Origin of the sequence: Vibrio sp. T9 (assembly GCF_003123985.1) — a bacterium.
GTDB lineage: Bacteria > Pseudomonadota > Gammaproteobacteria > Enterobacterales > Vibrionaceae > Vibrio > Vibrio diabolicus.
The window spans coordinates 1-340 of record NZ_NIGY01000132.1 but is presented as its reverse complement, the minus strand read 5'-3'; the positions used below and the strand labels follow the sequence as shown (position 1 = coordinate 340).

Annotated in this window: 1 protein-coding gene; it reads left to right on the top strand. The window is 64.7% G+C overall.

Annotated elements, in window-relative coordinates:
- The coding region (locus CBX98_RS25775) for a nitrilase-related carbon-nitrogen hydrolase (protein ID WP_277949515.1) at positions 1 to 340 on the top strand (340 nt) is incomplete at both ends.

The window sequence follows — 340 nt, the reverse complement described above, 5'->3', positions numbered from 1 at the left end:
CTGGCCGAGACCATTCCCGGTCCGGGCACCGAGCGCATCGGCAAGCTGGCCGAAGAGCTCAAGCTCGTCGTCATCGCGTCGATCTTCGAGAAGCGCGCCACCGGCCTCTACCACAACACCGCGGTGGTCTTCGATCGCTCGCGCGAGATCGCCGGCAAGTACCGCAAGATGCACATCCCGGACGATCCGGCCTTCTACGAGAAGTTCTACTTCACGCCTGGGGACCTCGGTTTCGACCCCATCCAAACCTCGGTCGGCAAGCTCGGCGTGCTGGTGTGCTGGGACCAGTGGTATCCGGAAGCCGCGCGCCTGATGGCGCTGGCTGGCGCCGATATCCTGT